The sequence below is a fragment of the Streptomyces sp. DH12 genome, from assembly GCF_020873895.1.
Classification (GTDB): Bacteria; Actinomycetota; Actinomycetes; order Streptomycetales; family Streptomycetaceae; genus Streptomyces.
On record NZ_JAHWGT010000054.1, the window covers coordinates 1 to 22,977 of the forward strand.

25 protein-coding genes are annotated in these 22,977 nt (G+C 75.4%); 5 read left to right on the forward strand and 20 right to left on the reverse strand.

The window, feature by feature from the left end:
• Window positions 1-130: 130 nt before the first annotated feature.
• The gene (locus tag LPA54_RS30970; protein ID WP_228984021.1) at window positions 131-1,843 is read right to left on the reverse strand and encodes an FAD-binding oxidoreductase; all 1,713 of its coding nucleotides are present in this window, start codon (window positions 1,841-1,843) and stop codon (window positions 131-133) included.
• A 113-nt stretch (window positions 1,844-1,956) separates the two neighbouring features.
• Window positions 1,957-4,005, reverse strand: coding sequence for an FUSC family protein (locus LPA54_RS30975; protein WP_228984022.1), 2,049 nt, complete (start codon window positions 4,003-4,005; stop codon window positions 1,957-1,959).
• Window positions 4,006-4,127: 122 nt separating this feature from the next.
• Between LPA54_RS30975 and LPA54_RS30980 the strand changes: the two genes are divergently transcribed.
• Both LPA54_RS30980 and LPA54_RS30985 read left to right on the forward strand, forming a co-directional pair.
• A complete protein-coding gene (locus LPA54_RS30980) occupies window positions 4,128-4,376 on the forward strand; it encodes a hypothetical protein (protein ID WP_228984024.1) in 249 nt (82 codons plus the stop codon).
• Between the two features lie 142 nt (window positions 4,377-4,518).
• Window positions 4,519-5,202, forward strand: a complete 684-nt coding sequence (locus LPA54_RS30985; RefSeq protein WP_228984027.1) for a hypothetical protein — start codon at window positions 4,519-4,521, stop codon at window positions 5,200-5,202.
• Window positions 5,203-5,265: 63 nt separating this feature from the next.
• On the opposite strand, the gene LPA54_RS30990 is transcribed toward LPA54_RS30985, so the two are convergent.
• The 10 genes from LPA54_RS30990 to LPA54_RS31035 form a co-directional block, all read right to left on the reverse strand.
• Window positions 5,266-6,726, reverse strand: a complete 1,461-nt coding sequence (locus tag LPA54_RS30990) for an aminotransferase class I/II-fold pyridoxal phosphate-dependent enzyme (protein ID WP_228984028.1) — start codon at window positions 6,724-6,726, stop codon at window positions 5,266-5,268.
• A gap of 720 nt (window positions 6,727-7,446) precedes the next feature.
• Window positions 7,447-7,728 (reverse strand): gas vesicle protein K, encoded by a 282-nt coding sequence (locus LPA54_RS30995; RefSeq protein ID WP_228984030.1) that lies wholly within the window; start codon window positions 7,726-7,728, stop codon window positions 7,447-7,449.
• Window positions 7,725-7,910 (reverse strand): gas vesicle protein, encoded by a 186-nt coding sequence (locus LPA54_RS31000; RefSeq protein WP_228984033.1) that lies wholly within the window; start codon window positions 7,908-7,910, stop codon window positions 7,725-7,727. The genes LPA54_RS30995 and LPA54_RS31000 overlap by 4 nt, the downstream gene beginning before the upstream one ends.
• Window positions 7,907-8,713, reverse strand: a complete 807-nt coding sequence (locus LPA54_RS31005; protein ID WP_228984035.1) for a GvpL/GvpF family gas vesicle protein — start codon at window positions 8,711-8,713, stop codon at window positions 7,907-7,909. The genes LPA54_RS31000 and LPA54_RS31005 overlap by 4 nt, the downstream gene beginning before the upstream one ends.
• Window positions 8,710-9,027, reverse strand: coding sequence for a gas vesicle protein (locus LPA54_RS31010; RefSeq protein WP_228984037.1), 318 nt, complete (start codon window positions 9,025-9,027; stop codon window positions 8,710-8,712). Before LPA54_RS31010 ends, LPA54_RS31005 begins: the two co-directional genes overlap by 4 nt.
• Window positions 9,024-9,260 carry a gas vesicle protein GvpG gene (locus LPA54_RS31015; RefSeq protein ID WP_058940746.1) on the reverse strand — a complete coding sequence of 79 codons (237 nt, stop codon included), beginning with the start codon at window positions 9,258-9,260 and terminating at the stop codon, window positions 9,024-9,026. The genes LPA54_RS31010 and LPA54_RS31015 overlap by 4 nt, the downstream gene beginning before the upstream one ends.
• A 6-nt stretch (window positions 9,261-9,266) precedes the next feature.
• Window positions 9,267-9,980 carry a GvpL/GvpF family gas vesicle protein gene (locus tag LPA54_RS31020; RefSeq protein WP_228984039.1) on the reverse strand — a complete coding sequence of 238 codons (714 nt, stop codon included), beginning with the start codon at window positions 9,978-9,980 and terminating at the stop codon, window positions 9,267-9,269.
• Complete coding sequence (gvpJ, locus tag LPA54_RS31025; protein ID WP_228984041.1) at window positions 9,977-10,378, reverse strand: gas vesicle protein GvpJ; 402 nt, start codon at window positions 10,376-10,378, stop codon at window positions 9,977-9,979. The genes LPA54_RS31020 and gvpJ overlap by 4 nt, the downstream gene beginning before the upstream one ends.
• Before the next feature lie 26 nt (window positions 10,379-10,404).
• Window positions 10,405-10,668 carry a gas vesicle protein gene (locus tag LPA54_RS31030; protein WP_228984042.1) on the reverse strand — a complete coding sequence of 88 codons (264 nt, stop codon included), beginning with the start codon at window positions 10,666-10,668 and terminating at the stop codon, window positions 10,405-10,407.
• Window positions 10,669-10,770: 102 nt separating this feature from the next.
• Entirely contained in the window at window positions 10,771-11,049 is a 279-nt protein-coding gene (locus LPA54_RS31035) for a GlsB/YeaQ/YmgE family stress response membrane protein (protein WP_228984044.1), read from the reverse strand.
• A 270-nt stretch (window positions 11,050-11,319) separates the two neighbouring features.
• Here LPA54_RS31035 and LPA54_RS31040 point away from each other — a divergent pair, with 270 nt between their 5' ends.
• Window positions 11,320-11,577: a WhiB family transcriptional regulator gene (locus tag LPA54_RS31040; RefSeq protein WP_228984046.1), complete on the forward strand. Its 258-nt coding sequence runs from the start codon at window positions 11,320-11,322 to the stop codon at window positions 11,575-11,577.
• Window positions 11,578-11,729: 152 nt separating this feature from the next.
• On the opposite strand, the gene LPA54_RS31045 is transcribed toward LPA54_RS31040, so the two are convergent.
• The 3 genes from LPA54_RS31045 to pepN all read right to left on the reverse strand — a co-directional run bounded on the left by LPA54_RS31045 (window position 11,730) and on the right by pepN (window position 16,062).
• Window positions 11,730-12,971 carry a cation:proton antiporter gene (locus LPA54_RS31045; RefSeq protein ID WP_228984048.1) on the reverse strand — a complete coding sequence of 414 codons (1,242 nt, stop codon included), beginning with the start codon at window positions 12,969-12,971 and terminating at the stop codon, window positions 11,730-11,732.
• Window positions 12,972-12,975: 4 nt separating this feature from the next.
• On the reverse strand, window positions 12,976-13,461 hold the full coding sequence (locus tag LPA54_RS31050; protein ID WP_228984050.1) for a TrkA C-terminal domain-containing protein: 486 nt from the start codon (window positions 13,459-13,461) through the stop codon (window positions 12,976-12,978).
• Between the two features lie 129 nt (window positions 13,462-13,590).
• Window positions 13,591-16,062, reverse strand: coding sequence for an aminopeptidase N (pepN, locus tag LPA54_RS31055; RefSeq protein WP_228984052.1), 2,472 nt, complete (start codon window positions 16,060-16,062; stop codon window positions 13,591-13,593).
• Window positions 16,063-16,304: 242 nt separating this feature from the next.
• Between pepN and LPA54_RS31060 the strand changes: the two genes are divergently transcribed.
• The gene (locus LPA54_RS31060) at window positions 16,305-16,925 is read left to right on the forward strand and encodes an L-threonylcarbamoyladenylate synthase (RefSeq protein WP_228984053.1); all 621 of its coding nucleotides are present in this window, start codon (window positions 16,305-16,307) and stop codon (window positions 16,923-16,925) included.
• A 31-nt stretch (window positions 16,926-16,956) separates the two neighbouring features.
• On the opposite strand, the gene LPA54_RS31065 is transcribed toward LPA54_RS31060, so the two are convergent.
• The 4 genes from LPA54_RS31065 to LPA54_RS31080 form a co-directional block, all read right to left on the reverse strand.
• A complete protein-coding gene (locus LPA54_RS31065) occupies window positions 16,957-17,322 on the reverse strand; it encodes an MmcQ/YjbR family DNA-binding protein (RefSeq protein WP_228984054.1) in 366 nt (121 codons plus the stop codon).
• Window positions 17,323-17,385: 63 nt separating this feature from the next.
• Window positions 17,386-17,721 (reverse strand): STAS domain-containing protein, encoded by a 336-nt coding sequence (locus tag LPA54_RS31070; RefSeq protein WP_228984055.1) that lies wholly within the window; start codon window positions 17,719-17,721, stop codon window positions 17,386-17,388.
• Window positions 17,718-19,025: a PP2C family protein-serine/threonine phosphatase gene (locus LPA54_RS31075; RefSeq protein WP_228984074.1), complete on the reverse strand. Its 1,308-nt coding sequence runs from the start codon at window positions 19,023-19,025 to the stop codon at window positions 17,718-17,720. The genes LPA54_RS31070 and LPA54_RS31075 overlap by 4 nt, the downstream gene beginning before the upstream one ends.
• Before the next feature lie 17 nt (window positions 19,026-19,042).
• Window positions 19,043-19,846 carry an alpha/beta fold hydrolase gene (locus LPA54_RS31080; protein WP_228984056.1) on the reverse strand — a complete coding sequence of 268 codons (804 nt, stop codon included), beginning with the start codon at window positions 19,844-19,846 and terminating at the stop codon, window positions 19,043-19,045.
• 197 nt (window positions 19,847-20,043) lie between these two features.
• Here LPA54_RS31080 and LPA54_RS31085 point away from each other — a divergent pair, with 197 nt between their 5' ends.
• Window positions 20,044-20,763 (forward strand): hypothetical protein, encoded by a 720-nt coding sequence (locus LPA54_RS31085; protein ID WP_228984057.1) that lies wholly within the window; start codon window positions 20,044-20,046, stop codon window positions 20,761-20,763.
• 89 nt (window positions 20,764-20,852) lie between these two features.
• On the opposite strand, the gene LPA54_RS31090 is transcribed toward LPA54_RS31085, so the two are convergent.
• On the reverse strand, window positions 20,853-22,949 hold the full coding sequence (locus LPA54_RS31090) for a pectinesterase family protein (protein WP_228984059.1): 2,097 nt from the start codon (window positions 22,947-22,949) through the stop codon (window positions 20,853-20,855).
• Window positions 22,950-22,977 lie beyond the last annotated feature (28 nt).

A 22,977-nucleotide genomic window follows, 5' to 3' on the forward strand; every position in this document is an offset into this window, starting at 1 on the left:
CCCCCGGGCCGCCCGGGGGCGCGACACCGGTTCGTCCGGCCGGTCCCCGCGCCGCGGTGGGAGCGCCGAGCGGGGAGCGCCGACCGGCCCCGCCCCGGCTTTCCGACAGGTCCGGTCGGGTCCGGTCCGGTCAGAAGGAGTGCGGGTGGTGGAAGAGCCGCGCCGGGTCGTACGCCGCCTTCACCCGCGCCAGGCGGTCGGCGTTCGCGCCGTAGTACGCCCGGCGCCAGTCGCGCAGCGCCGGGTCGGTGTAGTTCTGGTAGGCCCGGCCGCTCGCCCACGGGCGCATGACGTCGTACGTGCCGTCCAGCCACGCCCGGTGCCGGGCGACGGTGCCGGCCGCCGCCCGGTCGGGCCAGGAGACGATGTACTGCGCCAGGAAGAGCGCGTCCCGGTGGACGAACGCCGTGTCACCCGGCCGGACCCGGTTCACGGCGCCGCCCATGGCGTCCAGGGCCACGCTGCCCGCCCCGCCGCCGCTCAGAGCGGCCAGCCGCTCCACGCGGGTGAGGAGCGCCCTCACCCCGTCGGCCGGGACGGCCCGCGTGTAGAAGTCGGACCGCGCCGCGTACGACTCGCGCGCCACCCTGCCCTGCGGGGTCCGGCCCGGCAGGTCGCCCTTCTGGTGGGCCTGCGGGATCGTCCACCCCGACACACCGCCCATCACCTTCATCGCGTCCATGAAGGGCCGCGTCCGCACCGAGGACGACGAGGGGGCCGCGCCGACCGCGCCGGCGAGCCGGTCGAGCCGGTTCTCCAGGTCCGCACGGCCGGTGAGGGCCAGGCCCCCGACCCGTACGGTGCCGGGCCGCCCGCCGACCGGTGCGGACAGGTGGAGGTTGGCCCAGATCCCGTCCGGCGCGGTGGGCGCCCAGCGCTGCCACTCCCGCACCACGGCGGCCGCCCGGGACCACGGCCAGCCGAGGAAGAACGTCGTGCACTCGGGGGCCGCGTGCGTCCGCATCCGCAGCTCGGTGACCACGCCGAACTGGGCGTTGCCGCCGCCGCGCAGCGCCCAGAACAGGTCCGGCTCGTGCCCGGCGTCGACGTCCCGGATCCGGCCGTCGGCCGTGACGATCCGCGCGCCGACCACACTGTCGCTGGTCAGCCCGTACGCGCGGCTGACCACGCCGATCCCGCCACCGAGCGCGAGCCCCGAGACGCCCACCGTCGGGCAGGAGCCGGCCGGCACGGTCCGGCCGCGGGCGGTGAGCCGGTCGTACGCGTCGATGAGCTTCGCCCCGGCGCCGATCCGCGCCTCGCCGCCCGACAGGGAAACCGACGCCATCCTCTGCACGTCCACGACGAGCCCCGGCCCCGACGACCAGCCCGCGTACGAGTGGCCGCCGCTGCGCACCGCCACCGGCACGGCGTGGCGGCGGGCGAACTCCAGGCAGGAGCGCACGTCCTCGGGCCGCGCGCAGTACGCGACACCGGCCGGGCGGACGGCGTCGAAGCGGGGGTTGAACAGCGTCCGGGCGGTGTCGTAGACGCGGTCCCCCGGCCGCACCAGCGTCCCGTCGAGGCCCCGCGCCAGGGCCGCCCAGTCCGCGGCCCGCGGGGGCCGGCGCGGCTCACGCGCCGGCCGCCGCGCCACGCGCCCCGCCGCGGGCGCCGGAGCCCCCGCCCCCGCCCCGCCCCCGGGTGACGGCACGATGCCCGCTGTGAGGAACGCCCCCGAGACGGCCGCGGCGCCGGCGGCCAGCACCCGCCGCCGGCCGGCCCCGCCGCCCCCGGAGCCCGTACCGCCGTCCCCCGCGGCCGCGCCGCCCCCGGGAGCCGCGCCGCCGCCCTCCCCGTCCGTGCCGCCCTGCCCGTACCGCCGCGTCCGCGTCCGCTCCATCGTCCTCGCCCCACTGCTCCGTCGACGTCGTCTCGCGGTGGAGGATGAGTGGACGGCCCGTCAGGTTCCCACGCTCCGCGGGCACACGGCGGCAGCCGGCCGGTGCGCGGTGGTCAGGAGGAGTCCAGCGCCTCGGCCAGGTCCTCCAGTGCCTCCAGCAACTGCCGGGCCCCCGCCCGTACGACCGGGTCGACGTCCGGGCCCGCCTCCTCCAGGGCCGCGCGGACGCCGTCCCAGTCCGGCACCCGCCCCGCGCGGACCTCGCCGGCACCCTGCTCGGCCGCCCGCCGCACCGCCCGCGCCAGCGCGGCGGCCCCGGGCGAGGGGGCGGCGGCGCGGTCGGGCACATGGGCCTCCAGCAGCATCGCCGCCCGGGCGAACCGGGTGAGGGCCGCGCCGGCCGCGTCGGCGGCGGCGTGGGACAGCCCCCGGTGCCGCACCGGTTCGTGTGCCGCGCGGTCTACCGCCTCCTGCCAGGAGAGCCGGGCGGCGCGGGCGGCGAGGAGCGCCCCGCGCACCGCCCCGCGCGGCGGCAGGTCCGGGCGCGCGTACCGCTCCAGCACCTCGGAGCCGTACCGGCCCGCGGCCGCCAGCCACTCCGCGAGCCGGGCCCGCAGCCGCGGCGTCTCCCAGGCCGGGTAGAGGGCGTAGGCCAGCATCGCGAGCACCCCGCCCAGCAGCGTCAGCACCACCCGCTCGGGGACCGTCTGCGTCCACTGCTCGCCCGCCATGCCCAGCAGGAACACCACGTACGCCGAGACGCACACCTGCGCGGCGGCGTACCCGCTGCGCATCAGCAGGTACGCCCCGCACGCGGCGGCCACGGCGAGCGCGGCCGACGTGTGCGTGCCGGGGCCGGCCGCCCGCACCACCCCCGTCGCCAGGGCCACGCCCACCAGCGTGCCCGCGAACCGGGCCACCGACCGGGCGTACGTCTGGCTGAAGTCCGGCCGCATCGACATGACGGCGGTGAGGGGCGCCCAGTAGCCGTGGCCGAAGGGCAGGGCCGTGCCGAGGAGGTAGCCGGCGGCGGCGACCGCCGTGAGCCGGACGGCGTGCCGCAGGTACGGCGAGTCGTGCCGCCGCAGTTCCTCGCGCACGTCACCGGCGACGAGCGGGACGAGGCTGACCAGGCTCGGCCGGGTGCGCAGCTCGTCGGGGCCCGTCCGGCGGTCCGCCGGGGCGGCCGCCTCCACGACGTCCTCCAGGAGCGCCGCCAACCGCGCCGCGGCCCGCCGCGCGGGGGCCGCGTCCAGGACCGCCCCGGTGTCGGGGGTGCGCAGCGCGGCGAGGGCGCCCGGCGGCACGTCGAGGGGGGTACCGCCGCGGACCGACCGGGCGGCCGCGTCCAGCACGGCCCCCGCCGCGTCGAGCAGCTCCCGCACCCGGTCCCGGGCCGGGCCCTCCGCCGGTACGCCCACCGCCGGGTCGGCGAGCGAGGCGAGGACGGGCCGGATCCGCTCGGCCGCCCCCCGGGCGCCGTGCAGCTCGGCGGGGCGCCTGCGGGCCTGGCGCGGCGTGACCGCCGCCGCGCTGCGGGCGGTCATGAGGGGGACCGGGTCGAACGGCGCGTACGGGTCGTGGCGCAGCCGCCGCGCGTAGTCCGCCTCCGCCGCCAGCGCGTCGGCGAGGGCGTCGCGCTGCGGACCCCACCGGCGGACGGGCAGCAGCACGATCAGCCCGGCCTGGACGAGGCCGCCCGCCGCGATGACCAGGGCGTGGACGGCGGCGTCGGCGACCGACGTGGGCAGGGTGACGGTCACCAGCATGATCGCCACGTTGGAGGAGGCGATCAGCCCGGCCGTCGGCCCCGCCGTCCAGGCGAGCCCGGACAGGAACGTCCACACGACCAGCAGCGCGAGGAAGGCCGCCAGGTGGGCGGCGCAGAGGTAGCCGAGGAACGTCGACACGGCGAGGCTCAGCCCGGACACGAGCGCCAGCGTCGGCCGGGGACGCCAACTGCGCTGGAACGTGGCCATCGCCGCCTGGAACGCCCCGAAGGCCGAGCTCGCCGCCATGCCGGGGCCGCCCAGGGCCAGGCTCGCCGCGACGACGAGGGCCAGCCCGGCGGCCGCGCGCAGCGCGACGAGCGGCTCCAGCCGCTCGCGGCGCACGGCGAGCCCCGACCGGGCGGTCGACCCGAGGGCGCGCAGCCACGTCATGGCACCGACGTTAGGCCGTGTCCGCCCCGTCGCCCGCCCGCCGGCCCGGGTGTGTCGTGGCGGGGGGTACCGCCCCCTCCCCACGGGTACCCGGCGGGCCCGGTACCGACTTGGGAGGCGACATGACCCACCACCACGACGCACACGACGACGCGCATGACGACGCCCCCCGCGACCGCGCCGCGGAGCGGGCCCGGGAGCGGGCTGCGAAGGCGCCGGGGGCCGGTTCGGGGGCCGAGCGTGACGCCGGCCGCCGCGACGTGCCCGGCACGGCGAGCACGGCGGAGGGGTACCGCCCCGGCGAGGGCACGGCGGGAGGCGAGGCGCTCACCGGCGTGGAGAAGGACCCCGGCGACGACCGGGAGGGATGACCGGGCGGGGTGACCGGGCGGTACGGGCCCCCCGAGGGCGACCATCACCGGTCCGCGCGGGTCGAACCGCGTGGACCGATGAAAGAGGGCCCATGAGGACCGACGCCGCCAAGCCGCCCGTGACCGCCGTGGCGACGCCCGCGTGTTGCTGGCCTCGGGCGTCGCCGCGCTCGCGGTGCTGACCGGCTGCCTGTACAGCGCGACGTCCGACGACCAACCCGAGGCGGACACCCGTGGCCATCGGCTCGCACCGCCCGACCGGGTGGGCGACCACCGCGCGGAGCGGGCCTCCCGGGACACGTACGTCGGCAGGACCAGCTGTGCCGGACAGCCCTCCGACGCCGACTGCGCCCTGTACGCCACCGAGGTCCGCGGCGTCGGCATCACCCCCGGGGACGCCGACCGGATCGTCCGCGGGGCGGTGGGCGGCGGAGCCCTCTACCGGTTGGGCGAGCCGGACGCGAAGGACGCGTCGTACATGAGTTTCCGAGGGCTGCAGGGAGCAGTCCCCGACCCCCGCGCGGCGGTGAAGCCGATGTTCCGCTCCCTGCGCGCGGGGCAGCACCACTCGTTCCGTCTCGGCGCGTGGGACGGCCCGCCGCGGTCCTTCCCCCTCGACGGCTTCGCGGGGGCGGTCATGACCTGTCGCCGTACGGTCACCGTCGTCGGGACGGCCGCGGATGCCGCGCAGCGCAGGGACGAGGAGGTGTACTGCGTCTGGGCCGACCACAGCACGGTCGCCTTCGTGAACCTCCCCGGCGGCTCCCTGACCGAGGCCGCCGGCCTCACCGCCGAGCTGTACCGGACGGCCCGCGTCCGCCGGTGACGGCGGGGCGGGCGGGGGAGCGGGGGCCGGGCGCCCGCCTGGCTGCCCAGCCCCCGGCGCGGGTCACCGGGCGGTGACCCGCAGGGTCTCCAGTGACGGGTCGGCGGCGTCCGGGAGGAGCATGCCGGCGGCCACGCCGCTGGACAGGTAGTCCACGACGGCCTGCGTGATCACCTCGCCGGGGGCCACCACGGGCACCCCCGGCGGGTAGGGGCTGATCGTCTCGGCCGCGACGCGGCCCACGGCCTTCTCCGCGGGAACGTGCTCCGCCTCCGCGAAGAAGGCGTCCCGGGGCAGCACCGCCTGCTCCAGCTCCAGGTCGCCCGGCTCCGGCAGCCGCACCGGGTGCGGCCGCTCCAGGGAACCGGCGTGCTCGGCCAGGTCGCGCAGCGCGTCGCACAGCAGCGCCTCGGTCCGGTCGTCGTCGGCGTGCGTCAGGATCGCGCTGACGCGGCAGGTGTCGGACGCGCCGATGTCGATGTGGCGCTCCGCCCGCAGCCACTCGGCGGCCTGCATGCCGCTGACGCCCAGCTCCCGCACGTCGATGGTGATCTTCAACGGGTCGAGCTCGGCGGCGAACCCCTCGCGCACCACCCGCTCGTCCATCAGCCGCAGGCCCTCGGTCCCGACGACGGCCCGGCGCACCCGCTCGGCCCGGCGCAGCGCCGTTTCCAGCAGGTCGCGCCCCTGCTCCGCCATCTGCCGTCGCCAGCCGTCGAGCGTCGCGTACACCAGGGAGGAGGAACTCGTCGTGCCCAGCAGGTCCTCCCGCTGCTTCAGCACCCCCGGCGACACCCGGTCGCCCCGGAGGTGGAAGACGGAGCTCTGCTCGACCGCCCCGCCCATCTTGTGCACGCTGGTGACGACGAGGTCGGCCTCGGCGTCCATGCCCCACGCCGGCAGGTCCGGATGGAACGGCAGATGCGCACCCCACGCCTCGTCCACGATGAGCGGCACGTCGTACTCGTGGCACACACGGGCGACGCCACGGATGTCCGCGCAGGAGCCCCAGTCCGTCGGTGTGATGAGCAGCATGCCCTTCGCGTCCGGGTGTGCGGCCAGCGAGCGGCGGACGTCGTCGGGCTCGGGCGGGTGCACCAGGTGCCGTTCGGCGTCGAACTTCGGGTGGACCCACACGGGCACGACGCCGTTGACGATCACCGCGGCGATCACCGACTTGTGGGCGTTGCGGGAGATGAGCAGTTTCTCACCCGGGCCGGCCACCGCGAGCATCGCCGTCTTCACCGACAGGGAGCTGCCGCAGGTCGAGAAGAACGCGCGGTCCGCGCCGACCGCGTCCGCCATCAGTTCCTCGGCCTGGCCGAGCACGTCCTGGGACTCCCGCCGGTCGTCGAGGCCGTTGAGGGAGAGCACGTCCGAGCGGAAGACGTCCGCCCCGACGACGTCCAGTACGCGCGGGTCGACGCCCCTGCCCTGCTTGTGCCCGGGAGGTCCGTACACGACGTCACCGCGCCGCCTGAACTCCTGCAGGGCTTCGAGGACCGGGACACGGGAGTGATCCATGAGCGTCTCCTTCGCACCGTTCAGGCCGCCGGACGTCCACGCGGTCGGCGGCCACACTGCCGGGTACCCCGGCAGGCCCGCGGCAGCGGACCGATTCGTCCGGCGACCCGAAGGGAGGACCGACCGGACGGGGGAGCGCGGACAGGGCGACGGCGAGGACGGCCTCCCGCGCGGACGTCATCCCGTCGCCGCACTTCCCCGAGGGCGGCGGTCGTGTAACGCCCGCGAGGAACCCGCCCACGCGGCCCGTGCCGGGCATGCCGTCCTCCCGCGGTCGCCGCGGGCAGGCGATCCGGTGCAGGCGCCCTCGTCCCACCAGTACACGAACCCGAGGAGGCCGCCCCCGCGCGTCGCCGCGCGGCCGCTCCCACGGCAGCCAGTGCGGGCCTCCGGCGTGGAAGTCCGGATCCCGGCGCGGTCGGCGTCCGGCGGCGCGGCCCGCCACCATCCGCCGGCGGCCGGTCCTGCGTTCTCCGCGTCCTCCGCACTCTCTTCCACCCTGCGGGCCCGCGGGCCCGCGGGCCCACGGACCTGCGGGCCCACGGGCCCGCGGATCGTCCGGGTCTCGGCGTCGTCCGGTGGACGGGCCGGCGGGCCGCACGGCCGGCGAGCCTGGCCCGCACGGCCGACGGCGCCGCGCGCGGGAGTCCGCGGGCGGCGCCGTGTCGGGGTGGGGGGCGCGGTCGGTCGGGGGTGTGCGTACCTGTCGCCGAAAGGCCGTCAGAGGAGGGGGCCGAGCGGGCCCAGGTCGATGTTCAGGTCCTCGGGCGTGAGTCCGAACTTGTCGCGGAGGACCTCCATGCGGTCCTCCAGCAGCATCAGGGTCAGACCGATCCGCTCCTCCTGGTCCTCGCTCAGCTCACCGCTCTCGACCCGGCGCAGCGCCTGGCGCTCCATCAGCTGGCGCAGCAGCTCCACGACGGTGAGGACCAGGCAGGCCAGGTCGCGTTCGACGGTGTCCGGGTCGAGTTCCACGCGGCGGCGCGGCTCGTCCCCGCTCACAGCGGCCGCCCCCACGGCGACGGCACCTCGGCGCTGACCGAGCTGATCAGGGCCTTCAGGTCGACGCGCACCAGGTCCACGTCGGCGATGCTCAGGGTGAGGTCGCCGCCGATGACGACACCACCGGCCAGCAGCCGGTCCAGCAGGTCGACGAGGGCGACCCTGCGCTGTTCGACGCTCACCCCGCGTCCTCCTCCGCGATCCCGGCGAACGAGTACGGCGCCCACGGTCCCGTCAGCTCGACGCGCACTCCCTCGGCCGACGCCTCGCCGACGAGCGCGACGAACGCCTCGCTGCGGTCCCGGGCGACCAGGTAGGCCGCGTTGAGGACGTTCACCCCGCCCGCGTCGCCCGCCAGACGCGGGTCCTGCGGCGGATGCAGGGCGGTGGCCTCGGCGTGCCCGCCGAGCCGCTCGTGCAGCGTGCGCGCGACCGCGTCGGCGCGCCGCATGCCGTCCTCCCGGCCGTCGCGCTCCCTCAGCCGGCGCCGCAGGTAGTCGCGGCCGGAGCCGACCGCGCCCGCGCTCCCGGCGGGCACCGGCTCCCGCGGCGCGGGAGCCGGTGCGGTTGCCGGTTGCTCCGCGTACACCTTCACCCCCCACTCGACCCGCCCGTCCAGCCGGTCCAGCGCGCGCACGAACCGGTCGTGCCCCTCCTGGAGCAGCCGCCGCACCCCGCTGTCGTCGCGGCACACCGTGGCGAGCCGCAGCGGCAGCGGGGAGGTGACGGTGGTCAGCGCGGCCAGCACGGCGTCGTGACCGCGGGCGGTGTCCGCCAGCCAGTCCAGGTCCTCCAGCCGGGCGCGCAGCGGCCCCTCGTCGAACTCCTCCGCCGGCACCGACCCGACCACGGCGACCAGGTCCTCGTGGCGGAGCAGCCGGGGCGGGTCCCCGGCGATGCCGGCGGCCCCCTCGGGGAGGACGCCGTCGAAGGGGCGGCACACGGCGTAGACGTACCGCAGGCGCGGGCTCGTCGGGGTGGTCATGACGTGCGCTCCTCCAGTTCGGTGAGGCGGCGGCGGAGTTCCGCGTTCTCACTCGCCAGCTCGTCCCGGCGGGCGTGCGAGGAGAGCGCGGGGTCGCTCTCCCACCAGTCGATGCCCATCTCCTTCGCGCGGTCCACGGAGGCGACGACGAGCCGCAGCTTGATGGTCAGCAGCTCGATGTCGAGCAGGTTGATCCTGATGTCACCCGCGATGACGATGCCCTTGTCGAGGACGCGTTCGAGGATGTCGGCGAGGTTGGCCCCGCCGCCGCTGTCGGACGGGTAGGAGGCCGGCAGGCGGCCGGGGGTGGTCATGTCTGTCTGGTGCCCTTCTCCAGTCGGTCGAGCAGCTCGTCCTCCTGGCGGTCGAAGGTGGCCTCGTCGATCTCGCCGGCCTCCAGCCGCTCGGCCAGGCGGGCGAGTTCACGGTGGACGGCGGCCGGGTCGTAGTACTGCCGCTCCGCCTCCTCGACCACCTGGCGCAGTACCCAGGCGGTGCCGCGCAGCGGCGCCGCGGGCAGCATGAGCAGCTCTCCGAGCAGGCCCACGGCGGCCTACTCGACGAAGCTGTACGGCGGGAGCGGCCCGTTCAGCTGCACGACGAGGTGCCCGTGCTCCTTGCGGAGGGCGTCGACGGCGGCCGTGAACTCCTCGGCCCGGTCGCGCTCCACGAGGAACGACAGGTTCGCCAGCCGGCCGGTGTCGGGCGCGGGCCGGCAGTCGGCGGCCGCCTCCTGCAGGGACTCCTGCACGAGGACCGCGTCCTGCGCCTCACGGGCGCGCACCGCCGCCGCCACGCGCTCGCCCAGGGCGAGCTTCTGCTCGTACGTCCCGCCGCCGGCTGACCGGCTCTCCTGGCTGAGGGCGCGCAGCTCCGGATTGTCGATGAGGACCTGGTGCAGCACGGCCTCCTCGTCGTGGACCGCCTTCACGTTGTACTCGACCTTGCCGTCGAGTGCCCGCAGCCGCTCCAGGTAGTGGGACTCGCGCTCGCGCAGCACGGCCACGACGGCGTCGTCGTCGGGGGACACCCCGCCGAACCGCAGCGGCAGTATGGTGCCGGCCGAGCCGGCCTCGGCCAGCACGCCCTGGTGGGCGAGGAGGTCGCGACGCTTGGGCCGCAGCTGCTCGGGCGCGTCGCTGACCAGCGCCGCCAGCTCGCCGTGGGTGAGGACGCGCACGGGGCGGGGCGGCTCTCCGATGCCGTCCGCCTTCTCCGGGAGCGCCGGGTGCGAACGGCGGGTGATGCCGTAGACGTACGTGCTCACTTCTCCTGCTCCTCCTTCTTGGCGGACGACGACGACCGGGAGGACCGGCTTCCGCCGCCGAGCGTGTCGGACAGCGACTGCGCCGCCCCCTGGATCGCACCCTTGGTCTTGCCCCGCGCGCCGGACTCGGTCATGCCGTCGACCAGTTCGGGCAGGCCCGGGTTCTTCCGCGGGCCGGCCTCCAGGTCGAGGCGGTTGCACGCCTCGGCGAAGCGCAGGTAGGTGTCGACGCTCGCGACCACGACCCGCACGTCGATCTTCAGGATCTCGATGCCGACGAGCGACACGCGGACGAAGGCGTCGATGACGAGCCCGCGGTCCAGGACCAGTTCCAGGACGTCGTACAGGCCACTGGAACCGCCGGAACCGCCCGGGGCCGTCCTTGCCTCAACAGTCATGTGCTTGCTCCCTCTCTGATCGGTGGTCAGCGGGACCGGTCGTCCGCCTTGCCCCGCTCGTACCGGCGGACCCGCCGGTACCCGGTGAGTTCGCCGTCCCCGTCGAGCTCCACCTCGTAGGAGGCCAGCAGACTCGTGGTGTCGGGGATGCGGGACAGTTCGACGACTTCGACGGTCAACCGCCAGCCGTCGTCCGTGCGCTCGAAGGAGGACACGGACTCGGGTGCCTGCCCGGTGAGTTGGGAGAGCTGCTCACAGGCGAGGCGCAGGGTCTCTGATGCGTTGGCCATGTCTGCCTCCGGGTTGCCGCCCCGCCCGTGCGCAAACCTGGGGCGGAGACGACGGCGGCGGCTCCCCTGGGGACGGGGAGCCGCCGCCGGGTGGGTTGACGGTCAGGCGTGCCGGTGCGAGGAACGGCCGCCGGTGACCATGCGGTAGACGGCGAGCAGGATCACCGAACCGACCACCGCGGCCACCCAGGTGGACAGGTCGAAGAAGCCGTCGATGGAGTCGACGCCGAAGAGGACCTTCCCCAGCCAACCGCCCAGGAGACCGCCGGCGATACCGATGAGCATGGTGATGAGGATGCCGCCGGGGTCGCGTCCCGGCATCAGGGCCTTGGCGATCATGCCGGCCAGCAGACCGATCAGTATCCACGCGATGATTCCCATGGAGCTCTCCTCCGTCGTCTCGGGCCGTTGCCTCTCGGCCGTTGCCTCTCGGCCGTTGCCTCTCAGGGGACCGCCTGCGCCGTCGCGGCGATTCCAAACCCGCCGCGCTCCGGGCCCCTTACCGCACTCACGGCTGGCATGTGCGCGTTTGCCCACTTTCACCAACTCGGGCCGTCTCGCCCGTTTCAATGCGGTGGAGGCGGTCAGGCGCACACAGTGCGCGGTGTGCGACCCGGAGCCGCGCCACCGACGAACGGAGGAGGAACTCCCGTGGAGAACTGGCGACAGGCGGCCGCGTGCCGTCACGAGGACCCTGACCTGTTCTTCCCCGTGGGGACCAGCGGGCCGGCCGTCATGCAGGCCGAGGAGGCCAAGAAGATCTGCGGCCGCTGCCCCGTGCGGGAGCAGTGCCTGCAGTGGGCCGTGGAGACGAGTCAGGACTTCGGCGTGTGGGGCGGGGCCGACGAGGCCGAGCGGCGTACGCTGCGCCGCCGCGCCGCCCGTGCCGGCCGGCGCAACAGCGGCTGACCGGCCGTGCCGGCACGACGCCCGCGGGACCGGCCCGGCGCCCCGTCCGACGCCAGGTCGGGTGGGTCGCGGGACGCGGCCGGGGCCCGGGCACGTGAACACGGCCGCCCCCGGCCGGAGCGGCCAGGGGCGGGGAGCGCGGGCGCGTCGGGTCAGGCCCGGCCGGCCGTGCCGTCCTCCACCGGTTCGAGCATCTCCTCGCGCGGCGGGGAACCCGCCGCGGCGCCGCCCCCGCGCAACCGCGCGGTCAGACGGGTGGCCACCGGCTCGGTGTAACGGGCGGTGAGCGGGCCCACGATGACGAGGATCAGGACGTAGGCGGTCGCCAGCGGACCGAGCGAGGGCTCGATCCCGGCGGTCACGGCCAGCCCGGCGATGACGATGGAGAACTCGCCGCGCGCCACCAGCGTCCCCCCGGCCCGCCAACGGCCCTTGGGCGATATGCCGGCCCGCTTCGCCGCCCAGTACCCCGTCGCGATCTTCGTGCCGGCCGTCACCACGGCCAGTGCCAGGGCGGGCAGCAGCACGGGCGGGATGCTGGCGGGGTCGGTGTGCAGCCCGAAGAAGACGAAGAACACGGCGGCGAACAGGTCACGCAGCGGGCTCAGCAGGTGGTGGGCGCCCTCCGCGGCCTCCCCGGAGAGCGCGATGCCCACCAGGAACGCGCCGACCGCCGCCGACACCTGGAGCTGCTGGGCGATCCCCGCCACCAGCAGTGTCAGGCCGAGGACGACCAGCAGCAGCTTCTCCGGGTCGTCGCTGGAGACGAAGCGGGAGATGACCCGGCCGAAGCGCAGCGCCAGGAAGAGCACCAGGCCCGCCACGCCCAGCGCGACGGCCAGGGTCACGCTGCCCGCGGCCAGCCCGACGCCCGCCAGCAGGGCCGTGATGATCGGCAGGTACACGGCCATCGCCAGGTCCTCCAGGACCAGGATGCTCAGCACGACCGGCGTCTCCCGGTTGCCGAGCCGCCCGAGGTCTCCGAGGACCTTGGCGATCACCCCGGAGGAGGAGATCCAGGTGACGCCCGCCAGCACGACGGCGGCGACCGGCCCCCACCCCAGCAGCAGCGCCATCGCCGCCCCGGGCAGCGCGTTGAGCGCGGCGTCGACGAGGCCGGCCGGGTACTGCGTCTTGAGGTTGGTGACCAGGTCGCTGGCCGTGTACTCCAGCCCCAGCATCAGCAGGAGCAGGATGACGCCGATCTCCGCACCGATCGCCACGAACTCCTCGCTCGCGCCGAGGGGCAGCAGCCCGCCCGTGCCGAACGCCAGTCCGGCGAGCAGGTAGAGGGGGATCGGCGAGAAGCGGAAGCGTCCCGCCAGCCGGCCGAGCACGCCCAGGCCGAGGATGATCGCACCGAACTCGATCAGGAAGAGGGCGGAGGAGTGCACGCGCTCACTCCCGTCCGAGTATCGTCGCCGCGGCCTCGACGCCCTCACGGGTGCCGATCACGATGAGCGTGTCACCGCCGGCGAGCCGGAAGTCCGGTGCCGGCGAGGGGATCGCGTCGGCGCGGCGCAGGACGGCCACCACGGACGCGCCCGTCTCCGTGCGCATCCGTGTCTCCCCGAGGACGCGCCCGCTCCAGTGGGACGACGAGGGCAGTTCTATGCGCTCCGCGACCAGGCCGAGGTCGGTGGTGGAGAGCAGGTTCGGGCTGTGGTGCGCCGGCATGAGCGCGTCGATCAGCGCCTCGGCCTCGCCCGCCGTCAGCTTCAGCGACATCGCGCACTCGTCGGGATCGTCGGCGCGGTAGGTGCTGAGCACCCGCCCGCCGTCCCGCTGCGCCACCACCGAGAGGCGGCGGTGCTCGCGGGTCGTCAGGTCGTAGCGGACCCCGATACCTGGCAGGGGCGTACGGCTCATACGCGGAGCGGGCACGGCGGAACTCCTTCGTGGCTGGCGCGAACTCGACGAGCCGACCGGCCGGAAGGCGTCGTCTTGACCGACACTTTACGTGCTCGCGGCAACGACCTCGCGTCCTTGGGACCGCCGGGGCCGATCCGCCGATCAGGGGCGATCGGCACCGGCCGACCGGGAACGCAGCATGCGCCGCACCACGTCGGCCTGTTCGGTGAGCGTCTTGCGGACGACGGGCGCCGTCTTCTCCGCGCGTGCCAGCGCCTCGTCGAGGTACGCGCCGTCCACGGTGTACCGGGGCAGCAGTCGGCCCGTGTAGACCATGGCCGGGCTCATGCCGCCCCGGTCGAGGTCCGGCAGGAGCTCCAGGTAGCGGTCGGCGTAGGGCGCGAGGACGGCGTCCTGCCCGGGACGCCAGAACGCCGCCGCGACCCGGCCCACCCACGCCAGGGGCACGGCCCGTTCCGTCACGAGGGTCCGCCACACGTCGGCCTTGGCCGCCGCGTCCGGTGCGGCGGCGCGGACGCACAGCTCCCGCACCCACGCCTCCGGGTCGGGGTCGGCGGCCAGGAGGCGGGCCGCGTCCGCCGCGGTGGCGCCGCCGAGTTCGGCGGTGCGGGTCAGGGCCCGCCACCGCAGGTCGTGGTCGTCTCCGGCCTCCGCCTCGGCGCGCAGGCGGTCCAGTCCGTCACCCGACGCCGTCCGCGCCAGCGCGCGCAGCGCCACCCGGCGGCGGTCCGGGTGCGCGGCACCGTCGGCGATCCGGCGGCACACCGTGGCGAGGACGGACGTCAACCCGGGGCGGTGCTCCTCGGGCGCCCACAGCTCGGTGATGTCGCAGGCGAGCGTCAGGTACGGCTCCACGACGGCGTCGCACGTCTCGGCCGCGGCGACGGCGCCGACGGCGCGGGCGGCCTCGGCCGCGGTCGCCTCACCGGTGACCAGCATGTCCCACACCGTGGCGACGGCTACGCCCCGCGGCAGCGCGCCCGGCAGCCGCGCGGCCTGGGTGAGGAGGGTGTCGCGGGAGGCCGCGTCGGGCCGGGCCGTGGCGAACGTCAGATCGTCGTCGTTCACCAGGTACAGGTCCGCGCCCGGAGGCAGGTCGAGCGGGGTGCGGGGCCCCTCGACCTCCACCACCGCCCGCGCGGTGCGCTCCAATCCGCCGTCGGCGGCGCGGTGGTAGGCGCCCACGGTCAGCACCTGCGGGCGGGGCGCGCCGCCGGCCGGCCCCACGGCGTGGAGCACCGGCCCGTCGGGGCCCTGGCCGAGGGTGAGCCGGTCGGTGCCCGCGGTGTCCAGCCAGCCGGCGCGCCACGCGTCGAGGTCGCGCCCCGACGTCTCGGCGAGCGCGTCGGTGAGGTCCCGCAGGGTGGTCGTCCCCCACGCGTGCCGGGCGAAGTAGCGGCCCATCCCGGCGGTGAACGCCTCCTCGCCGACGTACTCCATCAGCTGCCGCAGGACCGAGGCGCCCTTCGGGTAGGTGATGGCGTCGAAGATCGACGCCGCTTCTGCGACGTCGTGGACCGGCTGGCGGATGGGATGCGAGGTGGGTCCCCGGTCGGCCAGGTACGCCCGCAGCTTCCCGACGGCGAGGTGTCCGGCCCAGGCGTCGGTGTGGGCCGTCGCCGAGGTCGCGGCCCAGTGGCAGGCGAACTCCGCGAACGCCTCGTTCAACCACAGGTCGTCCCACCATCGCATGGTGACGATGTTGCCGAACCACATGTGCGCCATCTCGTGCAGCAGCACCTTGGCGAGCAGCTCCCACTCGGCCGGGGTGGGTCCCGAGCGGCTCAGGAAGTCGTCGGACCAGGTGACGCACCCGTAGTTCTCCATCGCGCCGCCGTACTCCGGCACGAACACCTGGTCGTAGCGGCGCTGCGGGAACGGCATGGCGAATACGTCCGCGTAGAAGCCGAGCCCCTGGGCGGTGAGCGCGAGGATGCCCTCCGCGTCCCGCTCCAGGACCGCGGCCAGGGACCCGCGGGCGTACAGCCCCAGGTCGTATCCCGCCCTCTCACGGCGCACCTCGTGGAACGGGCCGGCGTTCACCACCGTGTTGTACGGCGACAGCGGCGGCGTGTCGGGGAACTCCCACCGCCGGGCGGCGCCCCCCGCGGGCTCCGTGCGGGCCGCCCCGGCGTTGCTGAGGACCGTCCACGCGGCGGGCGCGGTCACGGTGAAGGCGTGCGGGGCCTTCAGGTCCGGCTGGTCGAAGCAGGCCCACACGAATCGCGCCTCGTCCGGCTCGAACGACGTCCACACGTACACCTCGCCGTCCGACGGGTCCACCGCCCGGTGCACCCCGGGGCCCCGTGCCGTGTCCGACTGCACGCTCTCGACGCGCAGGACGTTGTGCGCGGCCAGGTCCGGCAGGGCGATGCGGCCCCCGGCCGGCGGCGGCAGCGGTACGCCGTTGAGGGTGGCGGAGACGACGGTCGCCGCGCAGTCGACGAACGTCGCGGCGCCCGGCTCGGCGCAGGCGAACGTGACGGTCGACACGCACCGCACGTCCGGGCCGGCGAGCAGGCCGGTGAAGTCGACGGCGACGTCGTAGCGTTCGACGCGGACGAGCGCTGCCCGCCCCTCGGCCTCGGCGCGGGTCAGGCTGCGGATGGTCATCGCCCCTCCTCACGGTCCCCGGCACAGCGGCGTGCCGGGACGTCGAAGTGCCCACCCTATGGGCTGCCTTGCCGGGCGGGTACGGTGCAGGCAGCGCCCCGCGGGCGCCCGCCCGGCCGCCGTCGTCGACGGCGCCCGCCCCGGGCGGGCCGGGACGACGCGGCCCCCGCCCCCGTACGCCTCGGACCCGGGCGCGGGCGCCCGACGTGCCCGGACGGACGGCGCGGGCGTAGGCTCGGCGGATGGCGAAGTACTTCGACGTGCACCCCGACGATCCCCAGCGGCGCATCATCGGCACCGTGGCCGACAGCATCCGCTCCGGCGCGCTCGTCGCCTACCCCACCGACTCCTGCTACGCGCTGGGCTGCCGCCTCGGCAACCGCGAGGCCCTGGACCGCATCCGCACCATCCGGGCCCTGGACGACCGGCACCACTTCACGCTCGTGTGCGAGAACTTCGGCCAGCTCGGCCAGTTCGTGCACATCGACAACGACGTGTTCCGGGCGCTGAAGGCGGCCACCCCCGGCCGGTACACCTTCATCCTGCCGGCGACAAAGGAGGTGCCCCGCCAGCTCCAGCACCAGAAGAAGAAGACCGTCGGCGTGCGCATCCCCGACCACCGGGTGACCCAGGCGCTCCTCGCGGAGCTGGGCGAGCCGCTGGTGTCCAGCACGCTCCTCCTCCCGGGCGAGGAGGACCCGATGACCCAGGGCTGGGAGATCAAGGACCGGCTCGACCACGTCGTGGACGCGGTGGTCGACTCCGGCGACTGCGGCACCGCCCCCACCACCGTCGTCGACTTCTCCGGCGGCGAGCCCGAGATCGTCCGCCGCGGGGCGGGCGACCCGGCGCGCTTCGAGTAGCCCCCGCGCGGCGTCGGCCCGCCACGCGGCGTCAGCCCTCCGGCGCGGCGCCGGGCCGCAGGTCGGGGTGGTCCTCGGCCAGGCGGTCCGGCGCGGCCTGCCGCCACGAGTCGACGACGACGTCACGCAGCTCGGCCAGGTCCTCCAGCGCCGCCAACCGCACCCGGACCCACGCGGAGGACGCCTCGTGCGGCGGCACCCAGAACTTGTGCGGCTCGGCGGCGATCAGCTCGCCGCGCTCGTGGCGGGGGCAGCGGACGGCGATGGACGTCCCCTCGTCGGGCACGGTCAGGAACATCTTCCCGGCCACCCGGAACGTCGGCATGTGCCACGCCTCCTTCTCCACGGTCTCGGGGAGGGACAGGGCGACACGGCGGACCACCTCGGCATCGATCATGGGCGTCACCGTAGCGGCGGCCACCGACAGCGCCGGATCGCGCCCGTTCGGGCCCGGGCGGGGTCAGGGCGCGGTCGAGGCGCCGTCCGGGCGGATGGTGAGGATCTGGTCCAGGCCGACGATGCGCAGGATCCGCATCGTGTTGTCCGGCACGGCCTCCAGGGCGACGTCCGCCCCGGCCGCCGCGGCGTGGTGGCGGGCCACGAGCAGGGCGGTGATGCCGCTGGAGTCGCAGAACTCCAGTTCGCCCAGGTCCAGCACGAGGCACTGCCCGGGCTCCAGGGTGAGACCGGTGACGCGGGTGCGCAGCTCCTCGGAGGTGGCGTAGTCCAGGTCACCGGCGATCCGCAGGAGGGGGCCGGTCGCGGTCGTCCGCGTGTCGATGGTCAGCAGGCTCATCTCAGGGTGTCTGTCGCAGGGTCGTGGGTGGGGTGGCCGCCGGCCGGGACGCCCAGGGCCAGCAGGGCGGTGTCGTCGTCCAGGCCCTCGCCGAACCCCTCGAGGAGTCCGGTGAGCGCCTTGACCAGCACGTCGGGAGGGGCCCCGGCGTGCCCGACGACGAAGTCGCGCAGCGCTTCGTCCCCGAACCGGGCCCGGTCGGGCCCGGTGCGTGCCTCGGTGAGTCCGTCCGTGTACAGCAGCAGCGTGTCACCAGGCTCCAGGACGGTGGAGGCGCCGGTGAAGCGCGGCTCCCGCAGGATACCGACGAGGAGGCCGCCGGGCGTGCTGACCAGCTCGCTGCGGCCGTCGGCGCGCACGACGACGGCCGGCGGGTGCCCGCCGGAGGCCAGACGTACGGTGACCCGGCCGCCGCCGTCCCCGCCGGACTCGTGTTCGAGGGTGCCGAAGACGGCGGTGCAGTACCGGGGGTCGCCGCCCGCGTACCGCTCGTGCAGCACGGTGTTGAGCGTGGCCAGCACGGCGACGGGGTCGGTGTCGTGGAGCGCGGCGGCGCGCAGGGTGTAGCGGGTCAGCGACGTGACGGCCGCCGCCTCGGGACCCTTGCCGCAGACGTCGCCGAGGAAGAACCCCCAGCGCTCCCGGTCCAGGGGGAACAGGTCGTAGAAGTCGCCGCCGAGCCGGTCCGGCGAGGCCGTGTGGTAGTACGCGGCCGCCGCGAGGCCCGGGACGTCCGGCAGGGACGTCGGCAGCAGGCTCCGCTGGAGGGCCGCCAGCGCCTCCTGGAGCCTGGCCCGGTCCGCCTCCGCCCGCCGTGCCGCCTCCTCGGCCTCCCTGCGGCCGCGCAGCAGCTCCTTCTCGTACGCCCGGCGGTCCCGCGCGTCGAAGACGGTGGTGCGCACGAGCAGCGGCTCGCCCTCGCTGCCGTACTTCACCGCCGACGAGGCCAGGACCGGCAGCCGACCGCCGTCGGCCTGCCGCATCTCCAGGGCTATGCCGCTCACCTCGCCCCGCATGTGCAGGAGCGGCGCGTAGTGGGTCTCGTGGTAGAGCCTGCCCCCCACCGACAGCAGGTCGGTGAAGCGCATCCGGCCGACCACCTCCTCCCGGTCGAGGCCGAGCCAGCCGAGGAGGGTGGCGTTGATCCGGGCGACGGTGCCGTCCATGAGGGTCGACAGGTACCCGCACGGGGCCGTCTCGTACAGCTCCTCCGCGCTGAGATCCATCAGCGCGGCGAACGCGGCCCGATCGGTCCCCGCCCGGCCCCCCGGGTACGGCCGCTCCCGCCGGTGCGGCCCGGACAGGTCACCGGTTCGGGAGGTCACCGCAGATCCGCGAGGAAGGCGGTGAGGGCGGCGTTGGTGGCGTCCGGCGCGGACAGGTGAGGGCAGTGCCCGGTGGCGTCGAGCGTGACGAGTCGGGATCCGGGGACGGCGGCGTGCACGTACGCGCCCACCCCGCGCGGCGCGATGGCGTCCTCGGAGCACTCCAGGACGAGCGTGGGCACGGTGACCGTCCCCAGGTCGTCGCGCGAGTCGGAGAGGAAGGTCGTCCGGGCGAAGACCCGGGCCATCTCCGGGTCGGTGGCGCAGAAGCTCTGCGTGAGCTCCTCGCCGAGTTCGGGCCGCTCGGGGTTGCCCATGATCATCGGCGCCATCGCCGCGGACCAGCCGAGGTAGTTGGACTCCAGCGACTCCAGCAGCTCGTCGATGTCCCGCGCGTCGAAGCCGCCGCGGTACCCCTCGTCGTCGAGGTAGCGCGGGGAGGGCGCGACCATGACGAGCGCGCCGATCCGCTCGGGGACCGCCCGCGCCGCCAGGATCCCGACCATGGCGCTCACCGAGTGCCCGACGAAGACCGCTCCGCGCAGGTCCAGGGCCTCGCACACCTCGACGACGTCCTGGGCGTAGCCGTCCAGCGACGCGTACCGCTCCGCCCGGAAGGCGGCGGGGTCCGCCCGGCCCGACCCGACGTAGTCGAACAGCACGACCTTGTGCGTGTCGGCCAGCGCGGGGACGGTCAGGCGCCACATGTTCTGATCGCAGCCGAAGCCGTGGGCCAGGACCACGGCCGGGCCGTGCGGGTTGCCCGTGACGCTGACGTTGTTCCTGCGCAGGATGTCCATGACGACCATCCTCGCACCCCCGTCCCCGGGCGCGTGCCCCGGTCGGTGCCTGGTACACCTGTCTGCCCGGCGGCCCCGTACGTGCCGCGGTGAGCCGGGCGCCGCTTCCGCGGAACGCCTCCGCCCGCCATGAGCGCGTCATAAAGTGTCCCGCGCCGGGATGTGAGGGGCAGGGGGCGTCCGTGTGGGGTTGTCTGGTGCTGGTCCTGTCCGTCGGGTTCCTCGGCAAGCTGCTCGTGAGCCCGATCACCGTCCCCGACCTGATGGCGGCGCAGGCCCCGCCCCAGCATCCCGCGCCGGGCGAGTGGGCCGTGCTCCTGGCCGTCTCGGCGGTGACGGCCTTCGCCGTCGTGGGGTCGGCCGGGCGGCGCAGGCCCGGCCGGGGCCCGGCGCTGTTCCTGCTCACCGCGCTGCTGCTGGGCCTGTGCGCGGTGGTGGCCCTGTGGGTGCGCGGACGGGTGGGCAGCGACGGCTGGACGCTCGGCGCGACGCTGGAGAGCCTGGCCGCCGGGGTCACCGCCCTGGCCCTGCGCGGCGCCGTGCGCCGCGCGGAGCGAGGCCGACCGCTGCCCGGGGAGGTCTGGCTCGCCATGGTCCCCTTCCGTGAGGACGACCGGCGGGCGCGGCACTACTGCGTCGTCGTGGCACGGCGCCGCGGGCACGCGGAGGTCCTGCAGATCACCTCGCAGGACAAGGAGGGCCGCCGGGACCACGTGTGGATGCCCAACGACGGCTGGGACCCGGCGTCCGGCAAGGAGCACTGGGTGGAGCGGGGCGTGGCGCCGCGCCGGGTGCCGTACGCCGACTTCCTCAAGGCGCGGCCGCAGGGCCCGTGCCCCCGGGCGACGTGGCGCCTGGTCCGGCGCCGGCGCCGGGTCCTGCCGGCCCGGCGGCGGATGGTCGCGGGCCGGCGCTGACCGGGTCGCCCCCGGGTCGCCTCGGGCCGTCCCGGGCCGGCGGCGCGGTGGACGCCGCCTCCGGCCCGGGACCCGCCCGGAACCCGGCGTCAGGACGTGGCGGGCCGCCAACCGCCCAGCCAGTCGGCGACCTCCTGGTCCGCGGCCTGGGCGTCCGTGAGCACCGGTCGGTCGGCCGTGCCGGCGCCCGCCGCGCCCGGACCGGTGTTGCCGTACTCGGCGAAGCGGTCGTCCTTCCACGAGAAGCCGCCCATGTCCGTCCAGGGCTTGGCCTTGATCGCGGCACCGAGCCTGGTGTCGCGGACGGTGGTCTGCGGGTCGAGCGAGGCGTCACCGCCCGCGTGCCAGGGGCGGCCCAGGAAGAAGCTCCCCGGGGTCACGTCGCCGTCCACCACCGACCGGTTGATCAGCAGGCCCTTGCGGCCGGCGGCGGTGCTGGGCGCGGTCACGTACCCGGCGGACGTGCCGTTCCAGCGCTTCTTCAGCGTCAGCACCGACCGGTCGATGACCGCGGTGGCCCGGCCGAAGACGAAGTCGACGTTGCCGGAGAGGTAGGAGTTCACGACGTAGACGCGGCCGAGCCGGTCCTTCGCCGCGGTGTCCAGCAGCAGGGTGTCCTGGTCGCCGTCGACGATGACGCCGTCGAGGACGATCCGGTCGGCGGCGGTGCGCAGGGCCACGGCCTGGTGGCCGTCGACGTGCTGGTTGCGGGCCTCGTCGAAGTCGTTGCGCACGGTGAGGTTGCGCAGCTGGATGTCGTCGGCCTCCACGGCCACGGTGGCGCTGCCGCCGGTCCCGTACGTGCCCGAGCCGTCCGGCTTGGGGGTGCCCGAGGCGTTGCCGTACACGAGGACGGTGTCCCGGCGGCCGGAGCCGGAGCCCCGCAGGGTGACGTGCCGCTTGTTCGCCGGGATCCTGACCGTCTCGCGGTAGGTGCCGGGCGCGATGGAGATCACCACGGGGGCGGTGTTGCCGGCGGGGACGGCGTCGACGGCCTTCTGGACGCTGGCGTACCGGCCGGAGCCGTCCTTGGCGACGGTGAGCGTGGTGGCGGCGCCGGCCGCGGCGCTCCCGGCCGCGGCCGCGGCCGGGCCGGCGGGCGTCGTCCCGATCGAGGCGCGCGGGCCCGACCCGGCCTTGACGACCGCCGGCACGTCGGCGGCCCGGTCGAGGGTGTAGGGGTAGTACGCCTTCGGGTCGAACGCCGCGCCGCCGCCGCTCTCGTTGCGCCCGCTGGTGCGGGTGAAGACGCTGCCGCGCTGCACCAGGGCGGCGGTGGCGTCGCGGATCACGGGGTTGCGGACCCCGTCGAAGTACGAGTTCTCCAGCACCATCCGGGTCCGGCCGCGGGCGTAGTTGCCGTAGGACGACGTGACGGCGGTGCCCGGCTCGTCCTGGAGGTAGTTGTTGTAGAGGTGGGCGTGGGCCGCGTTGTCGGTGGAGGGGTTGCGCTGCTCGGTCTCGCGGATCCAGTTGTGGTGGATCGTGATGTCGGTCTTCACGTTGGTGGTCCAGCCGATGCCGAAGGCCTTGTCGGCCTGGCTGAGCCGGTTCCAGGAGACCGTCACGTACGTGCTGTCCTTGCGGACGTCGATCAGGCCGTCGGCGGGGCGGCGCAGGTCGTTGTGGTCGATCCACACGTGGTGGGCGCCGTCCATCTGGACCGCGTCGAAGTCGTGCTCCTTGTCGTTCCACACGCCCTGGTGGGAGTCGCGGATCGTCAGGTTGCGGATGATGACGTTGTGGACGCCGGGGCCGAGGAAGAAGCCGCCGCCGACGATGTGCCCGGCGGTCCCCGCCCCGACGATGGTCTTGTCGGAGGCGACCCTGATCTCCTTGCCCACCGGGTTCACCGTGATGGCCGCGGTGACCACGATGACGTACGGCTCGGGGGCGGTGGCGTACTTCTCCAGGTCGGCGAGGGTCCGGACGGTGACGGTCCGTCCGCCCCGCCCGCCGTAGGTGCCGTTCTGGCCGAGGGCGTGGACGGAGGCGAACCCGTCGGCCGCCTCGGTGGCCCACGCCGGCGCGGCGGCGGCCGCCGCGCGGGGCCGGGCCTCCTCGCCGAAGACGCCGAACGCGCCGCCGTAGGCCATCGACCCCGCCGCGACCACGGCCAGGGGGAGCCCCACGGCGAGGCCCTTGGCACGTCTGCGGTGGCGTCCTGCGGCTGGTGTCGTACTCATGGTGGCTCCGGTGCTGGGGGGCGTGCGC

What these genes read in the sequence shown, in the direction of transcription:
- LPA54_RS30970 (WP_228984021.1), bottom strand. Translation starts at nt 1,843, where the DNA reads ATGGAGCGGACGCGGACGCGGCGGTACGGGCAGGGCGGCACGGACGGG.
- LPA54_RS30975 (WP_228984022.1), bottom strand. Translation starts at nt 4,005, where the DNA reads ATGACGTGGCTGCGCGCCCTCGGGTCGACCGCCCGGTCGGGGCTCGCC.
- LPA54_RS30980 (WP_228984024.1), top strand. Translation starts at nt 4,128, where the DNA reads ATGACCCACCACCACGACGCACACGACGACGCGCATGACGACGCCCCC.
- LPA54_RS30990 (WP_228984028.1), bottom strand. Translation starts at nt 6,726, where the DNA reads ATGGATCACTCCCGTGTCCCGGTCCTCGAAGCCCTGCAGGAGTTCAGG.
- LPA54_RS31005 (WP_228984035.1), bottom strand. Translation starts at nt 8,713, where the DNA reads ATGACCACCCCGACGAGCCCGCGCCTGCGGTACGTCTACGCCGTGTGC.
- LPA54_RS31010 (WP_228984037.1), bottom strand. Translation starts at nt 9,027, where the DNA reads ATGACCACCCCCGGCCGCCTGCCGGCCTCCTACCCGTCCGACAGCGGC.
- gvpJ (WP_228984041.1), bottom strand. Translation starts at nt 10,378, where the DNA reads ATGACTGTTGAGGCAAGGACGGCCCCGGGCGGTTCCGGCGGTTCCAGT.
- LPA54_RS31030 (WP_228984042.1), bottom strand. Translation starts at nt 10,668, where the DNA reads ATGGCCAACGCATCAGAGACCCTGCGCCTCGCCTGTGAGCAGCTCTCC.
- LPA54_RS31035 (WP_228984044.1), bottom strand. Translation starts at nt 11,049, where the DNA reads ATGGGAATCATCGCGTGGATACTGATCGGTCTGCTGGCCGGCATGATC.
- pepN (WP_228984052.1), bottom strand. Translation starts at nt 16,062, where the DNA reads ATGACCATCCGCAGCCTGACCCGCGCCGAGGCCGAGGGGCGGGCAGCG.
- LPA54_RS31060 (WP_228984053.1), top strand. Translation starts at nt 16,305, where the DNA reads ATGGCGAAGTACTTCGACGTGCACCCCGACGATCCCCAGCGGCGCATC.
- LPA54_RS31065 (WP_228984054.1), bottom strand. Translation starts at nt 17,322, where the DNA reads ATGATCGATGCCGAGGTGGTCCGCCGTGTCGCCCTGTCCCTCCCCGAG.
- LPA54_RS31070 (WP_228984055.1), bottom strand. Translation starts at nt 17,721, where the DNA reads ATGAGCCTGCTGACCATCGACACGCGGACGACCGCGACCGGCCCCCTC.
- LPA54_RS31080 (WP_228984056.1), bottom strand. Translation starts at nt 19,846, where the DNA reads ATGGACATCCTGCGCAGGAACAACGTCAGCGTCACGGGCAACCCGCAC.
- LPA54_RS31090 (WP_228984059.1), bottom strand. Translation starts at nt 22,949, where the DNA reads ATGAGTACGACACCAGCCGCAGGACGCCACCGCAGACGTGCCAAGGGC.